At 63.2% G+C, this 21,010-nt stretch carries 20 protein-coding genes; 17 read left to right on the top strand and 3 right to left on the bottom strand.

Annotation, left to right across the window (positions count from 1 at the left end; genetic code table 11):
• Positions 1-47 precede the first annotated feature (47 nt).
• On the bottom strand, positions 48-476 hold the full coding sequence (locus tag KQI11_RS05530; protein WP_216401378.1) for an XRE family transcriptional regulator: 429 nt from the start codon (positions 474-476) through the stop codon (positions 48-50).
• Positions 477-763: 287 nt separating this feature from the next.
• Here KQI11_RS05530 and KQI11_RS05525 point away from each other — a divergent pair, with 287 nt between their 5' ends.
• The 9 genes from KQI11_RS05525 (at position 764) to KQI11_RS05485 (ending at position 10,551) form a co-directional block, all read left to right on the top strand.
• Entirely contained in the window at positions 764-1,954 is a 1,191-nt protein-coding gene (locus KQI11_RS05525) for a serine/threonine protein kinase (protein ID WP_216401377.1), read from the top strand.
• A 163-nt stretch (positions 1,955-2,117) separates the two neighbouring features.
• On the top strand, positions 2,118-2,633 hold the full coding sequence (locus tag KQI11_RS05520) for a DUF4352 domain-containing protein (protein ID WP_216401376.1): 516 nt from the start codon (positions 2,118-2,120) through the stop codon (positions 2,631-2,633).
• 900 nt (positions 2,634-3,533) lie between these two features.
• Positions 3,534-4,916 (top strand): MATE family efflux transporter, encoded by a 1,383-nt coding sequence (locus tag KQI11_RS05515; RefSeq protein ID WP_185914761.1) that lies wholly within the window; start codon positions 3,534-3,536, stop codon positions 4,914-4,916.
• Positions 4,917-5,092: 176 nt separating this feature from the next.
• Entirely contained in the window at positions 5,093-5,656 is a 564-nt protein-coding gene (locus tag KQI11_RS05510; RefSeq protein ID WP_185914762.1) for a sigma-70 family RNA polymerase sigma factor, read from the top strand.
• An 85-nt stretch (positions 5,657-5,741) separates the two neighbouring features.
• Positions 5,742-6,020 carry a zinc-ribbon domain containing protein gene (locus KQI11_RS05505; protein WP_185914763.1) on the top strand — a complete coding sequence of 93 codons (279 nt, stop codon included), beginning with the start codon at positions 5,742-5,744 and terminating at the stop codon, positions 6,018-6,020.
• Between the two features lie 1,004 nt (positions 6,021-7,024).
• Complete coding sequence (locus KQI11_RS05500) at positions 7,025-7,864, top strand: transporter substrate-binding domain-containing protein (RefSeq protein WP_185914764.1); 840 nt, start codon at positions 7,025-7,027, stop codon at positions 7,862-7,864.
• A gap of 72 nt (positions 7,865-7,936) precedes the next feature.
• Positions 7,937-8,752, top strand: a complete 816-nt coding sequence (locus KQI11_RS05495) for an amino acid ABC transporter permease (RefSeq protein ID WP_216401375.1) — start codon at positions 7,937-7,939, stop codon at positions 8,750-8,752.
• A 50-nt stretch (positions 8,753-8,802) separates the two neighbouring features.
• Entirely contained in the window at positions 8,803-9,573 is a 771-nt protein-coding gene (locus KQI11_RS05490) for an amino acid ABC transporter ATP-binding protein (protein ID WP_207721208.1), read from the top strand.
• 585 nt (positions 9,574-10,158) lie between these two features.
• Entirely contained in the window at positions 10,159-10,551 is a 393-nt protein-coding gene (locus KQI11_RS05485; RefSeq protein ID WP_216401374.1) for a VOC family protein, read from the top strand.
• Between the two features lie 200 nt (positions 10,552-10,751).
• On the opposite strand, the gene KQI11_RS05480 is transcribed toward KQI11_RS05485, so the two are convergent.
• Entirely contained in the window at positions 10,752-11,111 is a 360-nt protein-coding gene (locus KQI11_RS05480) for a winged helix-turn-helix transcriptional regulator (protein WP_216401373.1), read from the bottom strand.
• Positions 11,112-11,444: 333 nt separating this feature from the next.
• Between KQI11_RS05480 and KQI11_RS05475 the strand changes: the two genes are divergently transcribed.
• The 4 genes from KQI11_RS05475 (at position 11,445) to KQI11_RS05460 (ending at position 15,078) form a co-directional block, all read left to right on the top strand.
• A complete protein-coding gene (locus KQI11_RS05475; RefSeq protein WP_185914768.1) occupies positions 11,445-11,654 on the top strand; it encodes a DUF1858 domain-containing protein in 210 nt (69 codons plus the stop codon).
• Positions 11,655-11,757: 103 nt separating this feature from the next.
• On the top strand, positions 11,758-13,026 hold the full coding sequence (locus KQI11_RS05470; protein WP_059004769.1) for an MFS transporter: 1,269 nt from the start codon (positions 11,758-11,760) through the stop codon (positions 13,024-13,026).
• On the top strand, positions 13,007-13,663 hold the full coding sequence (locus KQI11_RS05465; protein WP_216401372.1) for a class I SAM-dependent methyltransferase: 657 nt from the start codon (positions 13,007-13,009) through the stop codon (positions 13,661-13,663). The genes KQI11_RS05470 and KQI11_RS05465 overlap by 20 nt, the downstream gene beginning before the upstream one ends.
• Positions 13,664-13,761: 98 nt before the next feature.
• A complete protein-coding gene (locus tag KQI11_RS05460; protein WP_216401371.1) occupies positions 13,762-15,078 on the top strand; it encodes a WD40/YVTN/BNR-like repeat-containing protein in 1,317 nt (438 codons plus the stop codon).
• Between the two features lie 620 nt (positions 15,079-15,698).
• Here the strand turns inward: KQI11_RS05460 and KQI11_RS05455 are convergent.
• Positions 15,699-16,175, bottom strand: coding sequence for a carbon-nitrogen hydrolase family protein (locus KQI11_RS05455; RefSeq protein WP_216401370.1), 477 nt, complete (start codon positions 16,173-16,175; stop codon positions 15,699-15,701).
• Between the two features lie 785 nt (positions 16,176-16,960).
• Here KQI11_RS05455 and KQI11_RS05450 point away from each other — a divergent pair.
• From KQI11_RS05450 to KQI11_RS05435, 4 genes are read left to right on the top strand one after another with little or no spacing between them, the layout of a single operon-like run.
• Positions 16,961-17,710 carry a Nif3-like dinuclear metal center hexameric protein gene (locus tag KQI11_RS05450; RefSeq protein WP_216401369.1) on the top strand — a complete coding sequence of 250 codons (750 nt, stop codon included), beginning with the start codon at positions 16,961-16,963 and terminating at the stop codon, positions 17,708-17,710.
• Entirely contained in the window at positions 17,710-19,473 is a 1,764-nt protein-coding gene (locus KQI11_RS05445) for an Rqc2 family fibronectin-binding protein (RefSeq protein ID WP_216401368.1), read from the top strand. The genes KQI11_RS05450 and KQI11_RS05445 overlap by 1 nt, the downstream gene beginning before the upstream one ends.
• 14 nt (positions 19,474-19,487) lie before the next feature.
• A complete protein-coding gene (locus tag KQI11_RS05440) occupies positions 19,488-19,904 on the top strand; it encodes a secondary thiamine-phosphate synthase enzyme YjbQ (RefSeq protein ID WP_185914774.1) in 417 nt (138 codons plus the stop codon).
• Positions 19,905-19,919: 15 nt separating this feature from the next.
• Complete coding sequence (locus KQI11_RS05435) at positions 19,920-20,930, top strand: helix-turn-helix transcriptional regulator (RefSeq protein WP_216401367.1); 1,011 nt, start codon at positions 19,920-19,922, stop codon at positions 20,928-20,930.
• The last annotated feature ends 80 nt before the right edge of the window (positions 20,931-21,010 follow it).

The following is a 21,010-nucleotide window of genomic DNA, read 5'->3' as shown; positions in this document are numbered from 1 at the left end:
GGGACGGGGTGTGCCTTGCGGCCCGACCGGCGCTCTGCGAAAGGGGGCTAGCTGAGAAGGGTGGGCTCCCCCGCCTCGTAGAGCAGGTCGTCGGCCTCGGCCACCCCGAGCCCTTTGTCCAGGCAGTAGAGCAAGATGGCGTCGCGCCGGTCGCGGGGGTAGAGTTTGCCCCGCCCGGCCAGGCGGAGGACGCGGTCGCACTCGTCGGCACAGAGACCGCCGCCCAGGCACAGGCAGATGAGCTTGTCCCGCTCGGCCCGCTTTTTGCCGGCCAGGATCTGATAGGCGTAGACTTCGCTCAAACCGCTGCGGCGGATGACCTCGGACTTGCGCAGACCCCGCTTTGCCAAGCACTCGACGAGGTACTGGGAGAATTCCTTGTGCAGGAATTCCCCCTCGTTTTCGCGGATATAGACGTCCAGAGACGGCGCCTCTTGCAGCTCGTTGCGCAGCTCTCCGGTGGATTTTTGGGACACAGGATCAGCCCTTTCTGTGAAACTGCCCAACCTGTCTGGGCGAAAGAAGTACCTTTCATTATATAGGAGCGCGCCCCCTGCTGCAATATGCTGGCAGCTGAGTGCCTTTTACCCCGGGTTGTGGTAGAATAAAAAATAGCTGCGGGTGAAAAAAGACGGGTGACCGCTTCTGTTTGCCGGGGCCTGGCGGCGGGGCGGAAAGCCTTCCCCTGCCGCGCCTTTCTGCGAGGGGGGCCCGCCGCGAGTCCGCAGCGGGAGAATTTACAGAGCCGAGGAATGAGACAGCGATGACAGAGTTGACCGACTACCTGACAGACCGATACCAGGTGCTGGACACCTTTTCCGAGAACGAGCGGGCGAGGGTGGAGCTGGTGCGGGACAAAAATACCGGTCTGGTGGCGGTGAAAAAGACCGTTCACCGGGCAGACACCGTCTATCCCCAGCTGCGGGACCGGCACTTCGCCGGCACCCCCATGGTCTATGACCTCTACCAGTGCGCGGGCGAGACGGTGGTGCTGGAGGAGTACGTGCCCGGGGAGACCATGGCCCGCTGTGCCGAGGGGCGGCGGCGTCTGGGAGTGGCACAGGTGGGGCGGTGGCTCTGCGCCCTCTGCGATATTTTGGAGCCCCTGCACCGGGCGGGTCTGGTGCACCGAGACATCAAGCCGCAAAACGTGCTGGTGAGGCCGGATGGGCAACTCTTCCTCATCGACTTTGAGGCCGCCCGCCAATACGACCCCCGGCAGAAAAACGACACGGTCTACCTGGGGACCAAGGGCTATGCCGCCCCCGAGCAGTACGGTTACGCCCAGACAGACGCCCGCACCGACCTTTATGCCCTGGGGGCGCTGGCCAACTGGCTGCTCTGCGGCAAGCTGCCGGAGGAGCGGCGCTGGAAGGGCCCCCTGGCGGAGGTGATCGACTGCTGTCTGCGCATCGACCCGGCCCAGCGGTACCAGTCGGCCGCCCAACTGCGGGGGGCGGTGCAGCAGGCGCTGGCGGGGCTGTCCGCCGAAGAGGGGGGCGTTTTCCCTGCGGGGGCCGTGCCCTCGGCCGCTGCCTCTCTGCAGCAGGACCGGGCGGCGATGGCGGCGGACCTGCCGGCGACCGCCTTTGTCCTCTCCGATCCTGTGGGCGAGGGGCCGCCCCGCCGGTGGCAGAGTGTATTTGGCCGGGAAAATGCCTGGCGGCTGGTGGCGTTTTTGGCCTTCGCCGCCTTTGTCCTCTGGGCCGCCCTGACCAGCCGCCCCTTTGAGAGTGCAGGGGCGGCGGTGGTCAGCTGCCTGATTTACCTGTGGATATTTCTCCCCCATGCCGCCTACTGGCTGGATTTGGGGAGAGTTCGCACCCGCCCGCCCTTTCGCGCGCTGGACAGGCGGGGACAGCGCTGGCTGGCGGGGCTGTGCTATTTGGCCGTCTGGCTGGTGGTTTTGCTCGTCTTGGTGCAAGTTGGACACACCCTCTATCGGGTGCCCTGACAGCCGGCAGACGCGCGGGTCCCGGGGCAGAGCCCTATGCTGGGAGCATAGGACTTTGCCCCGGTTTTTTCGTACAATGGGGGCGATCATCCGAGGCCTGGGCCGGAGGGTCGCCCGGCGAAGACAGCCGGGCCATTTTGCCAATGAGAGGAGTTTTGGAAAGATGAAAAAACGCATTTTGTTGTCTCTGCTCTGTGCGGCGGCCCTGGTGCTCTGCGCCGGCTGTGGCTTCAGCACCGACGGGGGAAGCGGGTCGGGCGAGAGCTCTTCTCCGCAGGTGGAGGAAAAGACCTCCTTCGGCGTGGGCGAGACCTACGAGGAGGACGGCGTGAAGATCACCCTCAACAAGGTGGAGGAGAACGAGGGCACCCAGTACCTGAAGCCCGAAAAGGGAAACGCCTTTATTGTCTGCGAGTTCACCGTGGAGAACGGCTCGGACAAGGAGCTGCTCGTCACCGCCGCCTCCTTTGACGCCTATGCCGACGACGAAGCCATCAGCCTTAGCATCAGCGCCTCTTACGAGCAGGGCAAGGACCTCAGCGGCACCATCGCCAAGGGAAAAAAGCTCACCGGCATCATCGGCTATGAGCTGCCAGCGGACTGGAAAGAACTGGAGCTGCAGTACAAGCCCAACCTCTTTTTGGACAGGACGGTCAGCTTTGTGGCCACCAACGCCTAGTCGCGCCCCGAGAGAGGGCTGAACACCGCAGCAAACAAGGGGGAGATCCCCTTTAGAGAGCCGACGCCGCTGGTTTGCGGCGCCGGCTCTTTTGCTGCGTCGAGGCTTTTGGGCGAGACGGCGCTCTTTGGCGCTGCCCTGCTTGGCCGTCGCCAGGTAGGGGGGAGCAGCCCCTTTTCGACGGGCGCCCCCGGCGGGCCGGACAGGGGGGGCTCTCCAGCCGCTCCTGCGGTCCCCCTTCCGCTGTGGGTGGAGGGGGGACGCTGCCCTTGGCAGCAGGTCAGGGGCGGTTGCGCGAAGGCGGGCCAGGGCTTTGGCCATCTGGCCTCCCTTTTGCGGTGGCAGGACTTTGGGGTGAGACGGCGCTCTTTGGCGCTGTCCTGCTTGGTCGTCGGCAGGTAGGGGGGAGCAGTCTCTTTTCGACGGGAGACCCCGGTGGGGAGGACGGGGGGGCTCTCCAGCCGCTCCGGCGGTCTCCCTTCCGCTGCGGGTGGAGGGGGGATGCTGCCCTTGGCAGCAGGTCAGGGGTAGTTGCGCGAAGGCGGGCTAGGGCTTTTGTCGTCTGGCCTCCCTTCTGCAGTCGCCGGCAGGAGGCAGTACACCCTTTGCGGGGGAATGCGGGGAAGATGGACGAAAAAGACGGCGGAGCGGCGGTATGATAAAGACAAGGGGGGACGGAAAAAGACGGTCAAAAAAGAAGTCGCTTTTTGGACAAAAGGTGTTGGCGCGGGGCGGGGAATGTGGTATACTGCTGCTGTCACAGGGAGGGTTGCCCCCTCCCACCAGTCGCCTTTCGGCCCGGCGGACCCCACAGGCGGCTGTTTTTTGTGCCCTTGCCCGGCTGTTCCCCCTGCGAGAGGGGGGCCGGGGGCGAAATCAGACAGAGAGGGAATTGAGATCGTGCGCAACAAGATTTTGACCGAAAAGTCCTTTTACCGGGCCCTGCTGACGGTGGCCATCCCCATCGCCCTGCAAAACCTCATCAGCTTTGGCGTCAATATGATGGACACCGTGATGCTGGGCCAGCTGGGCGAGGTGCAGTTGTCGGCGGCCTCCCTGGCCAACCAGCCCTTTTTCGTCTTCAGCATGTTCTCCTTTGGCTTTGCCGCCGGCGGCTCGGTGATGATCAGCCAGTACTGGGGTAAGGGGGACACGGCGGCCATCAGCCGCATTATGGCCATCGGTCTGAAGTTCGTGGTGGTGCTCTCCCTGCTCGTCACCGCCCTGGTGCTCTGTTTCCCCGAGGCCATTTTGCGCCTCTTCACCGCCGACCCCGAGGTGGTGGCCGAAGGGGTGCGCTACCTGAAGATCATCGCCTTCTCCTACTTCTTCTACGGGGTCTCCAACTGCTACATCACCTCCCTGCGGGGGGTGGAGCAGGTGAAGATCTCGGTGGTGATCTACTCGGTCTCCTTTGTCATCAACGTGATCATCAACTACATCTTCATCTTCGGCGCCTTCGGCGCGCCGGCCCTGGGGGTCGCGGGCGCCGCGGTGGGCACCCTCTGCGCCCGCATCAGCGAGCTGGTGATGTCGATCGTCTACATGGAGCGCTTTGAAAAGCGCACCGGCTTTCGGCTGCGCCACCTCTTTCACAAGATGGACCGGCTGCTGCTGGGCGACTACGTCAAGACCAGTCTGCCGGTGGCCTTCAACGAGATCGCCTGGGGGCTCTCCACCTCGGTGCACGCCGCCATTTTGGGGCGGATGGGGGCGTCGGTGGTGGCGGCCAACAGCATCGTCAACGTGGTGACCCAGCTGGCCTTCATCTTCCTCTTCGGCCTCTCCAACGCCACCGCCATCCAAATCGGCAAGGCCGTCAGCTCAAAACCCGCTGGGTATGTGCGGAAGATGGCCACCACCATGCAGCTGCTCTCCCTGGGGGTGGGGGCGGTGGGCGCCTCGATCGTGCTGGCCATCCGCAAGCCGGTCATCGGGCTGTACAACATCGCCCCCGAGACCACTGCCATGGCCGGGGAGATGATGATCGCGGCGGCGGTCATGACCTTTCTCATCTCGGTGGAGGTCATCTCCACCATGGGGATTTTGCGCGGCGGCGGCGACACCAAGTTCACCTTCTTCATCGACGTCTTCTTCATCTGGGCGGTGGCCACCCCTCTGGGGGCCTACTTCGGCCTGGTGGCCAAGGTGGCGGCGCCGGTGGTCTACGTGCTGCTGCGCATCGACTCGCCCATCAAGACGGTGGTCTCCTTTTTCCGTATCCGCAGCGGCTGTTGGATGCGAAACGTCACCCGGGACGAGTCTGAACTGGCGGCGGAGTAATGTTTTCTCGTGGCGGCAGGGGGCAAGTTTCTGCTCTGCCATGCGGGTTTTGGAGGGTTTGCGCAACTTTTGTCTGAAAAATCTGGCGCTTTTGGCGAGAGTGAAAAAATTCCTTGACAGGAAGTGGTTTATAGGTTAGGATGGGGATGTTGAGAGAACGCTAAAGGTAGGGTCTTATGGGCGATTGGAAATCGGATGACGCACAGACCGAGCTCCTGCGCCGGGCACAGGGGGGCGACGCGAAAGCCCTCAATCAGTTGGTTTCTGCCTACCTCCCCATCGCTGAGGCGATGGCGCGCAAGCTCTTTTCCGCCGACTGCGAAGACATGGCGCAGGAGGGGCTGATGGCCCTGCCCGCTGCGGTGAGCAGTTTTGATGCGGAAAAAGGGATCCCCTTCTCCTCCTACGCGACAGTTTGCCTTCGCAACGCCATGATTGCCAGCTATCGGCGCAGCCGGGCGCGCAAGCGGGGCGGCGGCGAGGAAAAACTGCCCTACCTGGACGGGGAAGACGGAGCCGACGGGGCCAGCGACCCTCAGCAGATAGTTGCACAGCGAGAACAAGTGTCCCGCCTGATGAAGCAGGCGGAGAGTGTTTTGTCTTCGTTTGAGAAACAGGTATTGTCTCTACACCTGGACGGGTACAGTTACAAGGACATTTCGCGCCTCTTGCACAAGCCGGAGAAATCTGTCGATAACGCCCTGCAACGAGTGAGAAAAAAATTAAAATATGCCCAATAGCTCAGGGGAGCGTTTAGGTTTTTCTAAAAGACGGTTCAATTCCGGTGCGGGCCAAATTTATCTTTCCAAAGTGAGGTACAATCAAATGTTCGAAGACAAGACTTTAGTGTGCAAAGAGTGCGGCAAAGAGTTCGTGTTCACCGCTGGTGAGCAGGAGTTCTACGCGGAGAAGGGCTTTGAGAACGAGCCCCAGCGCTGCAAAGAGTGCCGTGACAACAGAAAGAGAAACCTCAGAGGCCCCAGAGAGATGCACGACGCCGTCTGCGCTTCTTGCGGCGCTCCCTGCCAGGTTCCCTTCCAGCCCCGCGAGGACCGTCCTGTCTACTGCAGCGACTGCTTCGCCAAGATGAAAGAGGAGCAGTAAGCTACCGTTTCTTTTCGTCAATCAAAAGCCCTTCGCTCTACGGAGCGAAGGGCTTTTTTTGTCTGCCGTCGCGGAAGGGCTGGGGGGAGAGGGCGGTGGGCGGCCCGGCGGGGCGGCAGACGGCAGAGGAGGTCCCAGCTCCAGCGGGCGGCTGCCCAGCGGGCGCGCCGGCAGGGGAGGAGGAGAGGAAGAGCCCTCGGTCTGCCCAGAGGGGGGAGGGGGCGGTGGTTGGCTGGACTGCTACCGATACAAGAATGCACCGGAACACCACCGACGGCGAGGGCGGGGGAAGGGGCGGTCTGCGAGGAGAAGCCGCGCTTTTGCTGTGCGGGGAGAAGGGGACAGCAAATAGGGGGAAAGGGGAGGAAATTCGCCCTCTGCCGGCTGGGGGGCGTTTATTCACCCCTGTGGCCCGCAGGGGGAGAGGGCGGCCCCAAAAAGGTGGTTTGCTCTCCCTTCTCCCCGCCGCGGCTGGCGCAATTGGGCCTGCCCGGTCTTTGCGGGCAGTCGAAGTGGAGAGGGACGAGGGCCAGGGGCAAAGAGCAAGAAGGGTTGAAGGGGAGAACCGTCTGGCCTACCCGGATGCCGCGACAGTTGAAACGGGAGGGTTGGGAGCAAGAAGCAGAGGAGTTGGAATAGGGGGATGGTTTGGCCTGCTCGGCCTTCGCGGCAGCTGGAGCGGAGAGCGGCGGGAGCAAAAGCGGAGGGCCTAGAAAGGGCCGGCCGTCTGGCAAAACTGGCGGGTCAAAGGGGGGCCAGGGAAGTGGAGGGGGTCAAGGAATGAAGGGAAGAAATCGCATATTTTGTAACCAATGATGGAATACAATGTAAATAATGGCAGTGGAATCGTTAAGATAGCATAAAACCTCTCCCCAGCGCATTGAAAAGAAGGGGGCAAGTCACTATAATACAGGCAAAGGTGAGGGGGCGGGTGATTGACTCGCCCCCGGCCTTATTGGAAAGTGGCATTGCCGAAAGGCAAGATGGAAAGGTAGGTTTTTATCGTGAAAGGGAAACGAATCATCGCTATGGCGTTGGCGGCGGCGCTCTGCCTGCCCCTGACCGGCTGCGGGGACAAGTCTGCGGCAAACGGCGATGACCGCCCAGTCTTAAAGGTCGGGTTTGAGTGCATGACCGCCCCCATTACCTGGACCCAGCTGGACGATTCCAACGGGGCGGTGCCCATCACCGGCAGCAATGAGTACACCTATGGCTTTGAGGTGGAGCTGATGAAGCAGCTTTGCGACAAGGCCGGCTACCGGATGGAGGCCTACAAGATCGACTGGGAGGGGCTGTTGCTGGGGGTGCAGACGGGCACCATCGACTGCGCCATCTCGGCCATCAGCATCACCGACGAGCGCAAGGCCTCGATGGACTTTACCGATTGCTACTACCGCAGCCAGATCGTGGCCCTGGTGAAAAAGGACAGCAAGTACGCCGGCAAGACCAAACTGCAGGACCTGTCGGGCGCCAGCTGCACCTCGATGCTCAACACCCTGTGGTACGACATCATCGACCAGATCCCGAATGTCAACAAGATGCCCGCCATGGACAACGTGCCGGCCATGATTGTTTCGCTGCAGTCGGGCATAGTGGATATGCTCTTGATGGATGAGCCCACCGCCCTGTCGGCCGTGGCGGCCAACCCCGACCTGGCCATGGTCAAACTGGCCGAGGGGAGCGGGTTCCAGCTCTCCGACGAGGACACTGACCTGGGGATCGCCGTCAGCAAAAAACGCAGTGACGTGAAGGAAAAGCTCAACGCCGCCCTGGGCCAGATCACCGAGGAGGAGAAGGAGGAGATGCTCCGCCACGCCATCGAGGTGCAGCCGGTCAACCAGTAGCGGTCTTTCGCGTGGGGCGGGCGCGCCCCCTTGTAACGGGATGAGCGATCAAAGAAAAAGGGGAGAGAAACCATGAATTTGCCCACCACATTTTTCGGATGGGTGGCGTTTATCGCCGAGAAGTACGGCGTCGCCTTTTTAAAGGGGGCCGGCACCTCGGTCTACCTGGCGGTGCTGGGCACCCTGCTGGGCTGTATCATCGGCTTTTTGGCGGGGACGGTGCGCACCGTCCCCCTCACCAAGGAGGACAATCTCTTCAAGCGGGTGGGAATGAACATCGTCTGGGCGATCATCCGCTTCTACGTCTGGGTTTTCCGCGGCACCCCCATGATGGTGCAGGCGATGGTGATCTTCTACGGTGCAGCCGCCATCTTCGGGGTGCATTTTCAGCCCCTGATGGCGGGGCTGCTGGTGGTCTCCATCAACACCGGCGCCTACATGTGCGAGACGGTGCGGGGCGGCATTCAGTCCATCGACCCGGGCCAGATCGAAGGGGCCAAGGCCATCGGCATGTCCCACGGCAGGACCATGCTCTCGGTGGTGGTACCCCAGGCGTTTCGCAACATCACCCCCCAAATCGGCAACTACCTGGTCAGCAACATCAAAGACACCTCGGTGCTCAGCGTCATCACTGTGAACGAGCTGTTCTACGCGGCCCGGTCGGCGGCGGGCGTCTACTTTAGATACTTTGAGGTGTTCTTTGTGGTCAGCTGCATCTACCTGGTGCTCACCACCCTGGCAAACGCCCTGCTCCACCTGGTGGAGCGGCGGATGAACGGCCCCCGGGACTACGAGTTGGCAGACCCCGCCTCCATCCCCGAACTCAAGGCGATCGCGGCGGAGAGCGACCGGGAGAAGGCAGAGATGCAAAAGGAGGCAGTGAGATGAGCGGGCAGGCAGTACAGGAGTGCCGGAGCGCAGGGCCGGGCGGGGACGAGATGTCCCCGGCCCTGCAGGAGCTGTGGCAGCGGGAATCGATCCTCAAGGTGCGGCACCTGCAAAAGACCTTTGGCACCCATGTGGTGCTGCGGGACATCGACTTTACGGTACACCAGGGCGAGGTGGTCTGCGTCATCGGGGCCTCGGGCTCGGGCAAATCGACCCTGCTGCGGTGTATCAATCGGCTGGAAATCCCCAGCGGGGGAGAAATTTACTACCATGGCCAGCTGGCCGGCGGGGACGGCTTTGACTGGAACCGCTATCGGGCCAAGGTGGGGATGGTCTTTCAGTCCTTCAACCTCTTCGCCAACCAGACGGTGCTGGAAAACTGCATGGCCGGTCCCCGGTACGTGCTGAAAAAGGGAAAGCAGGAGTCCCGCGAGCTGGCCCTGCGCTACCTCTACAAGGTGGGGATGGTGCCCTACATCGACGCCAAGCCGGCCCAGCTCTCGGGCGGGCAGCTGCAGCGGGTGGCCATCGCCCGCGCCCTGGCCATGAAGCCGGACGTCCTCCTCTTCGACGAGCCCACCTCGGCTTTGGACCCGGAGATGGTGGGCGAGGTGCTGGGGGTGATGAAACAGCTGGCCCACGAGGGGATGACCATGGTGGTGGTCACCCACGAGATGGAGTTTGCCCGCGAGGTGTCCGACCGAACGGTCTTCATGCTCGACGGTTTCATCGCCGAAGACGACACCCCGGAGGTGATTTTCGGCAACCCCCGAAACCCCAAGACCAGAGAATTTTTGAGCCGGTTTATGCACCGACTGTAAAAGGGAGAACAGCCCCCGACCGCCATCTGTGCGGCCGGGGGCTGTTTTGCGTTTGGATGGGAAAGTCATGGCGCGGGGAGATAACGACGCTTTTTTCGTCGGCGCGCAGCTCTTGCCGGCGATTGGGGAGAGGCCGATGCAGTCGGGAGGAAGGGGAGTGAAACGGCCCGATGGCCTGCCAACTCACCTTGCAGGGGGGGGGGCAGGTGGTCGCCAATGAAGGAAGAGAGATGGCTTCACAGGGAATGGCGGCCGTGGCCAACAGATCGGGGCAGAAGGGACTGCGTTTCAGGGGTGACAAAGAGAGCTGGACGGAGGGCGGCAATCAGCAGCGCTTTGCAGTTTTTCACAGGCAAGACCGTCTTTCAAAAAGGCCGGGCCCTACCATGGGGATAGGGGAAAGGAGGGCTGTCAAGCGTTGGGTCGAATCGGCCCGGTTGCAGATATGGTGTGTCCGCTAAAAGCTCCGCTGATTTTACCACATTGCCTTGAGAAAGAATCGCCTGTAAGGTATCATGAAAAACAGTACACGTTAGGCGGACAAGGCGTACCTGTCAGATTAGAAAATGGGGAGGGGATCGTATAATGGCGCTTGATCTTGTGGGATGGAATGTCGTTTTGGATTCTGATCATGCGGACGAGTTGTCTGCATTTTATGAAAAATTGCTTGGCTGGACGCGGTTCAAGGGGGAAGAGTATACAGTCTTAGTAAATTTGGAACAAACAGGAACGCCAACTTGGCTCACCATTCAACAGGTGGATGACTATGTGCCGCCCGTGTGGCCCGCGACACCAGATGAGCAGCAGCAAATGGCGCATTTGGATTTTCACGTTCAGGATGTGGAAGAAGGGGTGAGATATGCCTTGTCGTGCGGCGCAAGCATATCGGAGTACCAATATGACGACCGTTGGCGGGTGATGATCGACCCTGCGGGACATCCGTTCTGTATACTGCCTCCGGTTATGCCTTGGCTGTAAGAGTTAAAGCCCGTCAAATGAAAATTTATGAGGTCAGTTGAATGCGCCTGATCGGTAGGGGCACTTCCATGAGGGCGGGCGGCAAATAAATAAGCGCAATTTGTACGGGTTGCGTTTGTTTGTTTTTTATGACCATTTTGACGGAGGCCGGTTTGCCGAGCTTGCTATCGACACTTTTTACAACAGGGAGGACGAGCCTGTCACCGAGCAGTGCCCTTCGGGGACGCCTCCCAATCTTCGGGCAGGTGGTCGGCCCCCCAGTCGGAGAGGGCGATCAGGATGGGGATGAGGGAGTGGCCCCGGCGGGAGAGGCGGTACTCCACCTTGGGGGGGACCTGGGGGTACTCCCGACGGATGACGAGGCTGTCGCGCTCCAGCTCCTTGAGCTGGGCGGAGAGCATCTTATGGGTGATGCCGGGGAGGGCCCGCTTCAATTCGCCGTAGCGCAGCGTCCCCTCCCGGCAGAGCCAGAAGAGGATGTGTAGCTTCCACTTGCCCTCGATGAGGGACATGGCGTACAGGAAGGGCTTTTCGTTGAGGGGGCGCTGGCTGGGGCTCATGGGCGACTCTCCTTTTGGTGAGTAGCGCACCAGAAAGTGCGTACTTGTAAATCGGCTTTCTCCCATTGTATACTAAAAAAGGAAACAGCACAAACGGGAGGCGAGAAAAAATCTCCCTCTCGCCACCGCTTCACGGGTTTTGCCGCGCCCCGAGGAAGGGCGGATAAGAGAGAGGAGAGAACGGATCAAAACTGGCTTTATGCACGGAAAACGGAAGTGAAATTGTGACAGAAACACCAGAGAAAATGGTCCCTGCAGGGGTTGTGTTGGGGGGGAGAACAGGCTATAATAGAGTCATTCGGTAAACTTTTCAACCAAAAGGAGCGTATCGAAATGACTGTTACACCCGAGATCTTGATTGGCGAACTGCTGCGCATCGACGCGGAGGGGATCGCCCCCATTTTGATGGAGGCCGGCATGCACTGTGTCGGCTGCCCCGCCTCGCAGGGCGAGAGTCTGGCCGAAGCCTGTATGGTGCACGGGATGGATTGCGACACCCTGGTGGCAAACATCAACCAATACCTGGCCTCGAAAGAGGCATAACGGGCGGGGCCGCGGGACAAATGTCTCGCGGCCCCTTCCCGTTGGGCGCATGCGGCTGCGCCTGCGCCGGAGACGGCGCTTTGAAAAAAGAGGAGGAGTTTGTGTGGCAAAGAACAGCCGGTTGCGACAGATGTTGGGGATGGAGGGCCTCAACCCGGACTTTTTGAAGGTGCTGCAGATCTATCTGTGCTATCTCGTCTTCACCAACCTGCACACCATGTTCATCAACACCCTGTTTATCAAGCTGACGGGGGACAGCGGGGTCACCATGTTCTACAATACAGTGGTCTCCATTTTGGGCCCCTTTTTCACCGTGGCAACGGTGGCCTGCATGCGGCGCTTTTCGGCCAAATTCACCTTTACGGTGGCCATCGCCGACTTTTTGGTGATGTATGTCACCTTTTTCACGGTGATGAACCGGCTGGACGACTTTGTGGTGCTCATCGCCTTTCTGGCGGCCATGGGGCAGTCGTTCTTCTTCATCACCTACGCCAACGCGGTCTCCCAATTTTCCAGCGAGGGGAACACCGACCAGACCGTCTCCTTCATGGCCTTTGCCAGGGGGATCGTCAGCCTGGCCATGCCCTTTCTCTCGGGCTTCCTCATCTCCCGCTTTGAGGGGCTCACCGGCTACTATGTGGTCTTCGGCCTCTCGGCGGCGGTGGCGGCGGTGGCCATGTACAAGGTGGTGCGGATGCCCCGCATCACCTTCAACTCGCAAAAGACCCAGTACAAGAAGATGGCGCAGATCGCCGTGCGCTCCCCCCTCTGGCGGATGTTTGTGGCCTCGGAGCTGATCAAGGGCTTTCGCTCAGGGGTGTTCAACTTCTTCCTCAACATCCTCCTCTTTCGCATCATCCAGAGCGAGCTGTTGGTGGGTGTCAACAACGTGCTGGTGGGCATCAGCGCCATCCTGGCCAGCTGGGTCTGCGGGCGGCTGATGAAGCGGGAGAACCGGGTGAAGCTGCTGCACATCTCGGTGAGTGTCCTGGTGGCGACCACCGCCTCCCTCTACTGGCGAATGGACGTGACCACCATCCTCCTGTTTTCGGCGGTCAACAGCTTTTTCGGCTGCTGGCTGGACAACGGCTACACCAGCATGTTCTACCTGTCGGTGAAGAAGACGCCGGGCGGCCAGGGTCTCAGCGGGGAGTTTATCACCCTCTCCCAGTTCTGCATGGGCTTTGGCGGCGCGGCCGGCATGGCGGTCATCTCCATGCTGCCCCAGACCACCGTGGCCACCATCACCGGGCTTTTGGTGTTGGGGGCCAGCCAGTACATCAGCAACTTCCTGATGAAGACCATGCAAAGACAGATGGACAAAACCGACGCACAGAGGGGAGGAGAAGCAGTTGATACGATTGCCGGATAAGCGGCTGCAGGCAGTGGCGGCCCTGGTGCCCCCGGGCACGGCGGCCGACATCGGCTGTGACCACGGCTACCTGATCTGCCACCTGGTGGAGAGCGGGCGGGTCACCAAGGGCTATGCCTGCGACATCTCAGAGCCCTCTCTGCAGAAGGCGCGGCGGCTGGCCGAGCGAAACGGCCTGGCGGTGAGCTGCATCTGCACCGACGGGCTGCAGGGGGTGCCCGAGACCGACACCGTCATCGCCGCGGGGATGGGGGGCGAGCTGATTGCCAGCATCGTCCTCGCCGACGAGCGGCTGCGGGCGCCGGGCAAGACCCTGGTGCTGCAGCCCATGAGCCGGGCCGGCCAGCTGCGCATCGACCTGTACAAGGCCGGGTTTGAGCTGGTGAAGGAGCAGGTGGTCTGCGACCGCGGCCGGGTCTACACGGTGATGTTGGCGACCTACAGCGGGGAGCCCAAGCGGATCTCCCCCCTCATGAGCCTGGTGGGCCTAGTCCCCTTGAGCGCGGGGGAGGAGCGGGCCCTCTACTACGAAAAGGTGTTGGGGCAGCTCTACAGCCAGAAACAGGGGCTGCTGGCCCAGGGGAAGGACGCCGCCAACATCGAAGAGCTGATCGTGGAGATCAAAAAGCTGTACTGAGTGTGTAACAGGTGGCCCTCCCGGCCAGTCTCACTGGTGGGAAGGCCGCTTTTGCGCCCCGATTTTCCCCGCAATATGGAAAGAGGGAGTGGATTTCTGTGAAGAGATGCAGAGGGTGGGTCTGGCTGCTGGCGCTGGCGCTGGCGGCGGGCTGTTTGACCGGCTGTCAGCAGGGGAGTGGGGATGGCGTTCCGCCGGAAGGGGAGGTCTCTTCCCCGCCGGTCACCGCCGCCCAGCCGCCGGAGGGCGCGCTGGCCGCGGTGGAGACAGACAGTGCCGGGCTGCTGGACATTGCCAAACAGCTGCTGATCCAATACGCTGCCAGCCAGGGGGCCCAGCTGACCCCCGGCTACCCCAGGAATGTGCTGGCCGGCGGGCGGGGGGAGTATACCGCTGAGCTGGGGTTCACCCTCTTGGCCGACGCGGGGGCCCCCGGCCTGCTGGCCGGCTGCCTGGACGACGGGCAGAGCGGCACCGCGCAGATGCGGATCGTCCGCTACGGGGCGGATGGGTATGCCCTCACTGAACTGGGCGACCTGGTGGAGGCCGGGGACCTGCCCCCCTACGACGGCCCCGACTACGCCTTGAGCGCCGCCCAGGCCGATGCGGCGGCAGCTCAGGCCAAGCGGGGCTGGGACGGGCGCTGCCAGTACCGCACCGGCCTCTACCAGAAAGAGCCCACTCTGGAAATCAGCTACAACAGCGGGTTGGAATGGGTGGAGGGCCCGCTGGCAGTGGCCAAACTGTATAGCCCCGACCAACAGGCCCAGGAATTTGTGCCGCCGGGGGCGGTTTGGGTCACCCAGGAGAAGACGGCCATCTTCTACCAGGACGGCGAGGAGCTGAAGGCCCTGCTCTCAAGCGACCGGGGAGCGAGCTGGGAGGAGTCGGCAGTGGCCTCGTCGGGGGCGAAGACCCGCTTTCGCGCCATCGGCTTTTGGAGCGACACCGGCGGCTATGCGGTCTTTAGCGCCGGTCGGACCATGAGCCAGGAGGGCTGCAGCGTCTACCTGACCGCCGACGGGGGAAAGACCTGGCGGCCCACCGCCACCCCCGCCGCGCAGGGAAAGACCAGCTTGGTGATCGGCGCCAAATTTGTCAGCGAGAAGGTGGGTTTTCTCTGCTACCGGCCGGAAAACGGGCTGCCCTGCCTCTACCGCACCGCCGACGGGGGCGACAGCTGGCAGCGGTGTGAAGTGGCCCTCCCGGCCGAGTACGAGGGGGTTTACGGGGCGGTGCAGCCGCCGATTTTTGACGGGCAGTACGGGCTGCTGCCGGTGGCCCAAGGGGACGACGGGGACGCCGCCGAGACCGCCCTCTGGTTTGCCAGCGACGATTGGGGGGAGCACTGGAGCCTCTGCAGCGACAGCTTCCCCGACGAGCTGTTGAGTCAGCGGCGGGAGGATCTGGGGTGATAAAAGGGGGGCCGCGCCGGGCTGGGGCGCGGTCCCCCTCCCTCTTTTCGTCTCCGCCGGCTGCGCCATGAAGGCAAAAACAGGGGCTGTTCCCATAGAGGGAGCGGCCCCTGTTTGTAAATTTTTCCTCTAAACGCGCCCAAGGCGAGGTGGGGGTGTAAGGCAAGGGGAAGGGAAAGCCGCCCCCGTCCCTTGAAAAGGGGATTGCCGCGCCGGATACCGGACGGGTGAGGTCATCCCGTCATCCCGCTTGGCGGGGAGCCCGCCCTTTAAACGGCGCTGTTCTCCGGCGGGGGAAGGGGCTTTTTCCCCTGTTCGCAGGGAAGCTTTCGCCTGGACTTGGCGTGGTGGGCTCTACAGGCCTCGCAATCGCCGTGCCGCTTGCATTTTTTCCTCTTGCACGGGCAGTCTTCTCGGTTCATTGTCGTCTCCTCCTCTCAAATGGCTGTCCTGCCGAGGGCAGCTCCTTGCTTAGGGCCGCCCTTCGGCAGAGGGTGAAGGGCAAGGGGCGAAGGGCAGAGATGGGGGCCTCAACCGTTCCGCCAAAGGGGAAATGGCCGCCTGTTCTCCCTCCCCCCGGCGGTCGTCCCGGAGGGAGGATGGCGCGATTGCCGTGTCGATTAGAAGGCCATATTTTTGGGGTCGCCGCTACGCGTTCCCGCGCCCCCCCTTTTCGCGGTAACTGCGCAGCTGCTCGAGGTCGAGTTCGGCGATGTAAATGCCCTCCTCGCCCCCACACCCGCCTCGCCGCCGGCGGTGTCGAGTTCGGCGACGCAGAAGTCCCCGCCGGGCGCCGGGTTTTTCTCTGCCCCGAAATCGCAGGTGTGCACCTTGGCGTAGACGAATGGCTGCTCTCCCAATCGGTGGAATGGAATGAGCGAGTTGCGGGGGAGGGGGCTGCATTTCTCCAAACTGGAGATGCCGATCGCCGTCCCCAGTTCTCCAGCGAGGTCGCCGACCGCCCTGACAAAGGCGCTGTCCGCCGGGACGGCGTCGTTCAGCCACTCGCCCACAGGGCGGTCGCAGATGCTGTATTCGCTGCTCCACATTTCGGAAAACAGCGCGATGTCGGCCCCATCTCTCTGGCCTTCCGGCAACGCTGCGGCCCTTTGTCGGGGACCTCCTCGAGGATGGCGCAGGAGGGCGAAATCAATGGAAAATTTACTGAAAATAGCCTTGTTGCAGGCCGCGGCCTCCTATCTCTGCCCATTCGCGCCGTGCTCGCCGAGCAGTTCTCTGGAATGTGCGCGCTTCCTCCGCCCGGTGAAAACTGGTGTTTTCCCATTCTACCATGCCCGCTCGGCCGCCACAAGGCCGGCCGGTGAAACGGGCGGGGCCAGCCCGGGGATCTCCGGCGGGACCGTCTCCCCGCCGTCTACGATTTTGGCGAGGGATGTGGTATAATAGCCACACAGTGGCGATGATGCCGGGGATGGCCGGGCGGGCGCACAAACGCCGTTTGCCCCCTGCTCCACGGCCAAATCCCGCGGCGTGCCCGGCGCTTGCGGTATACCAGCCACACAGTGGCGATGATGTCGAAGATGGTCAGGCGGGTGCGCAAATGCCGTTTGCCCCCTGCGCCGCGGCCAAATCCCGCGGCGCTTGTGGTATAATAACCGCATGGCGGCGCTGTGCCCTGTGCCCCCGGTCTTGGTGGAGCCTGCGAGCGCAGTAAAGACAGGCGGCCGAGGGCCCGCTCGGCCTCTACCCTCCCCCAACCGTTTGGTCCCCCTTTCCACCCCGTGGGGCGGGGGTGGCGAGCTGGGCCTTCCCCGCGGCCAAAGACGGAGGGGAGCCACACAGGCCGTTCGTGCCCCGCAGGGGTCGCACTGAATGGAAGATTTTCGCGGGCGAGCCCGCTTTTTTGAGAAGGAGTATAGGTATGCGCATCAAAGAGATATTGGCTCTGTTGGAGGAGCACTTCCCCACCGCCCTGGCCGAGAGCTGGGACAATGTGGGTCTTTTGATTGGGGACGGCGAGGCCGCGGTGACGGGGGTGGAACTGGCCCTGGACGTCACCGATGGGGTCATCGACTTGGCCCTCTCCCACGGGGCCAACCTGATCGTGACCCACCACCCGGTCATCTTCGGCGGTCTGCGCCGGCTGGAGGCCGGGTCGCTGCCCCACCGCCTGGCGGCAGAGGGGCTGTCGGTCATCTCGATGCACACCAACCTGGACATCGCCCAGGGCGGGGTCAACGACTGTCTGGCCGCCGCGGTGGGGCTGGGGCAGCTGGCCCCCTTCCGCCCCGACGGGCTGGGCCGCATCGGCCGGTTGGCGCGACCCCTGGCCCCGGCGGCCTTTGCCTCGCAGGTAAAGACCGCCCTGGGCGCCCCCGGGGTGCGCTGCGCCCTGGGGCAGGGCTCGGTGGAGACGGTGGCCCTCTGCAGTGGGGCCATGGACGGCGGCATGGTGGAGGAGGCCCAGGCCATGGGGGCCGACGCCCTCCTCACCGGCGAGTGCAAGTACCACGAGTTTCTGGAGGCCGCCCACCGGGGGATCACCCTGGTGGCGGCGGGCCACTTTGCCACCGAGCAGGTGGTGCTGCCCGCCCTGCAGGCGCTGCTGGAAGGGGCGGGGGTGGAGCGGGTCTTCCCCTCGGCCCAGCGAGATGTGGAGGTGTTTTTCTAATGGCTCTGGACGCATTGACCCTTCACCTGCTCTGCGGTGAGCTGCGCCAAAAGGTACTGGGAGGGCGGATCACCAAGATCCACCAGCTCTCGAAGGAGGAGCTGGTGCTCACCCTCTCGGGACAGGGGGAGATCGGGGGAAAGCTCTTTCTCTCGGCCCGGGCCGATGCCCCCCGCATCCACCTGACCGGGGAGCAGTATCCCAACCCCGCCACCCCGCCCATGTTCTGCATGCTGCTGCGCAAACACCTCTCCGGCGGGCGGTTGGTGGACATCCGCCAGCCCGAGGGGGAGCGCATCGCCTTTCTGGACTTTGACTGCCGCAACGAGATCGGCGACGCGGTGCGCTTGAGTCTGGTCATCGAGATCATGGGCCGCCACTCCAACATCGTCCTCCTCACCGAGGACGGCACCATCCTGGACGCGGTGAAGCGGGTGGACATGAGCATGTCCTCGGTGCGGCAGATCCTGCCCACCGGGAAGTACACCCTCCCCCCGGCCCAGAACAAGCTCTGGCTCCTCTCTCACAGCAAGGAGGAGTTGGCCGAGGCGGTGGCCGCCCGCTTTGACGGGGACCTGCACCGGGCCTGCATGAAGACCCTGGCCGGCATCTCGCCGGTGGTGGCGGGGGAAATCGAACACTACGTCACCAAGGGGGGACCCTGTGGGGAACTCACCTCTGCACAGCTGGACCGGCTGCGGTTTTTCCTGGGGCAGATGCAGGAGACGGTCACCTCGGGGGACTGCACCCCCACGGTGGTGTTGGACGCGCAGAAGGCCCCCAAGGACTTCTCCTTTATGGAGCTGCACCAGTTCGGCTACCCCTTTGAGACCCGCCGCTACCCCACCCTGGGGGAGATGCTCGACGCCTTTTACACCGGGAAGGACGCCTACCACCGGGTCAAGCAGCGCTCGGCCGACCTCTTCCACCTGCTGATGGGGCGCATCGAGCGCATCGAGCGCCGGGTGGGCGCCCAGCGGGAGGAGCTGACTGCCTGCGCCCAGCGGGAGGAGCTGCGGGTCCGCGGCGACCTGCTGCAGAGCGCCCTCTACCAAATACAGAAGGGCGACCGGGTGGCCAAGGTGACGAATTACTACAGCGAGGCGGGGGAGACGGTGGAGATCCCCCTGGACCCGCGGCTGACCCCGGCCCAGAACGCCCAGGCATACTACAAAAAATACCGCAAGCTCTGCACCGCCGAGGAGAAGCTCAAGGCCCTCATCGAACAGGGGGAGGAGGAGATCCGCTACCTAGAGAGCGTCTTTGACAGCCTGACCCGGGCCACCGGGGAGGACGAGCTGGCGGTCATCCGCCAGGAGCTCTGCGACCAGGGCTACCTGCGCCGGGCTGGGAAGAAGGGGAACCGCCCCAAGATGCGCGGCCCCCTGGAATTTGTCCTCGACGACGGCTACACTCTGCTGGTGGGGCGCAACAACACCCAAAACGACCAGCTCACCACCAAGTTGGCCGAGAAGACCGATATCTGGTTTCACACCAAGGACATCGCCGGCAGCCACGCTATCCTGCTGACCGGGGGGGAGGACTTCGACGCCATCCCGGTGCGGGCCTTCACCCAGGCGGCCACCATCGCCGCCACCCACTCCAAGGCCGGGGACGCCGCCCAGGTGGCGGTGGATTACACCCTGGTGAAAAACATCAAAAAACCCGCCGGCGCCAAGCCGGGGATGGTGGTGTTCGAGCAAAACTACTCGGCCTATGTCACCCCCGACCCGGAGCTCTGCCGCCGGCTGCAGAAGAAGTGAGAGGAGAGAGCGCTGTGAGATCCCACCGCAAAGAGCTGCACTTTCACCTGCCTGCCCGGCGGGGGCTGGTGAACATCACCCCCCAGGTGCAGCAGGCCATCGACGAGAGCGGGGTCAGAGAGGGGCTCTGCCTGGTCAACGCCATGAACATCACCGCCAGCGTCTTTATCAACGACGACGAGGCGGGCCTCCACCGGGACTACGAGCGCTGGCTGGAGCGGCTGGCCCCGGAAAAGCCCTACAGCCAGTACGACCACAACGGCTTTGAGGACAACGCCGACGCCCACCTCAAGCGCACCGTCATGGGGCGGGAGGTGGTCTGCGCCATCACCGGCGGCCGGCTGGACTTCGGCACCTGGGAACAGATCTTTTACTTTGAGTTTGACGGGATGCGGGACAAGCGGGTTTTAATCAAGATCATCGGCGAGTAGAGAGGGGGAAGGGCTGTGGCCAAGAGCGGGGGACAGAAGGGCCGACTGCTGGCCCTGCGGGAGATCCTTTTGCGCCAGACCGACGAGGAGCACGGCCTCACCCTGGCCCAGCTGCAGGGCGAGTTGGAGGGGCGGGGGCTGGCCGCCGAGCGCAAGAGCCTCTACGACGACATCGAGACCCTGCGCCTTTACGGGCTGGACGTGATGCGGGAGGGACGGCGCTACTTTGTGGCCGAGCGCCCCTTTCAGCTGCCTGAACTGAAGCTGCTGGTGGACGCGGTGCAGGCCTGCAAGTTCATCACCCGGCGCAAGTCCGACCAGCTCATCGGCAAGGTGGAGGGGCTCTGCAGCACCCACCAGGCCCGCCAGCTGCAGCGCCAGGTCTATGTGGCCGGCCGGGTCAAGACCGAAAACGAGGCGGTCTACTTCAGTGTGGACGCCCTGCACGGAGCCATCTCCCAGGGGGTGCAGGTCTCCTTTGTCTACGAGGAGTGGGCCCTGGCCCCCGGGGGGAGGCGGTTTGTCCGCCGGGCCCGCAGGGACGGGCAGTCCTATCGGGTCAGCCCCTGGGCCCTCACCTGGGACGACGAAAACTACTACCTCATCGCCTTTGACAGCCGAGCGGAGGCCATCCGCCACTACCGGGTGGACAAGATGGCCCACATCCGCCCACTGCCGGAGATGCCCCGGGAGGGGGCGGACGCCTTTGCCAATTTCGACATGGGCGCCTACTCCAAGGGGGTATTTGGGATGTTCGGCGGGGAGGAGGAGACCCTGCTGCTCTGGTTTGCCCCCGCTCTGGCGGGGGTGGTGGCCGACCGCTTTGGCCCCGAGACGCCCCTGCGCCCTGTGGGAGAGGGGTTTGCGGTGCGGGTCAAGGTGCGGGTCAGCCCCCCATTTTGGTCCTGGCTCTTCGGCCTGGGGGCCGGGGCGCGCATCCTCGAGCCGCCAGAGGCGGTAAACGCCTACCTGCGCTACGCCAGAGAGACCTTGGCCCCCTATGGGGAGGGGGAAGGGGAACAATAGAGAGGGGAGACAGCTGCAGGCTGTCTCCTTTTTTTGTCGCATTCCAGAAAGAATCTCGCCCAGTGGGGGGGAATAAGAAA

It is taken from the genome of Acetanaerobacterium sp. MSJ-12 (assembly GCF_018917875.1).
GTDB lineage: Bacteria > Bacillota > Clostridia > Oscillospirales > Ruminococcaceae > Bittarella > Bittarella massiliensis.
The sequence above is the reverse complement of the archived record's forward strand: the minus strand, read 5'-3'. Positions and strand labels throughout refer to the sequence as shown.